Raw genomic sequence first — 661 nt, 5'->3', positions numbered from 1 at the left:
CTGCCAGCTTGGCCTCAGCGGCCTCGGCGCGGGCGGTCGCGTCCAGTGCCCGTTGCGCGGCCTGCGCGGTGAGCCCGTCAGCGTCGTGGACGTGCGACTGGTACCGCTGCAACTCGCGGCGGGTCATCTCATGTCCGGCCTCAGCCTCGGCCAGGCGGGCGCGGAGGTGGTCAACCTCGTCGGCCGCCAGGTACAGCATCTCCTCGACAACCCGAGGCAGCGGGTACCTGTTGCTCATCGAGCGCATGATTTCGGTCTTCGGGTGCTCGCTCATTGCTCTGTCTCCTGATCGATCAGGGCGAGCACGGTGCCGATCCCGGCCCACGCGTCCGGCCAGTTCGTGTTCTCGATGCCGGGGACGTGGCCGAGGTTCTCTTCGTTCCAGGCGTCGTACTCCTCGCGGACGGCGGCCAGCTTGGCCTCAGCGGCCTTGGCGCGCTCCCGTTGCTCCGCGACCTTTGCCACCTCGCCAGCCCACAGATTCACGGCGCAATCCCGTTCGGCTTCGACCTCGGCCAGGCGTGCCATCGCGGCCAGGAACGACCGCGCCATACGCCCGGCGTCTCCCGGGTCGTTGTCCAGGCGCTCGGCCATGGGGATGTGCCGTTCAAGGTCAGCCACGATCGCCCCCTTCGAGGATGTTGTTCAGTGCGACGATCGC

At 68.5% G+C, this 661-nt stretch carries 2 protein-coding genes; both read right to left on the bottom strand.

Annotated features, from left to right (window positions below):
• The coding region (locus tag ABD401_RS24960; RefSeq protein ID WP_344609937.1) for a hypothetical protein at positions 1–274 on the bottom strand (274 nt) is incomplete at its 3' end.
• Complete coding sequence (locus tag ABD401_RS24955; RefSeq protein ID WP_344609935.1) at positions 271–621, bottom strand: hypothetical protein; 351 nt, start codon at positions 619–621, stop codon at positions 271–273. The genes ABD401_RS24960 and ABD401_RS24955, both read right to left, overlap by 4 nt.
• Positions 622–661 lie beyond the last annotated feature (40 nt).

It is taken from the genome of Sporichthya brevicatena (genome assembly GCF_039525035.1).
Classification (GTDB): domain Bacteria; phylum Actinomycetota; class Actinomycetes; order Sporichthyales; family Sporichthyaceae; genus Sporichthya; species Sporichthya brevicatena.
Note: the sequence above shows the minus strand (reverse complement) of the source record. Positions and strands in the feature narration are given on the sequence as shown.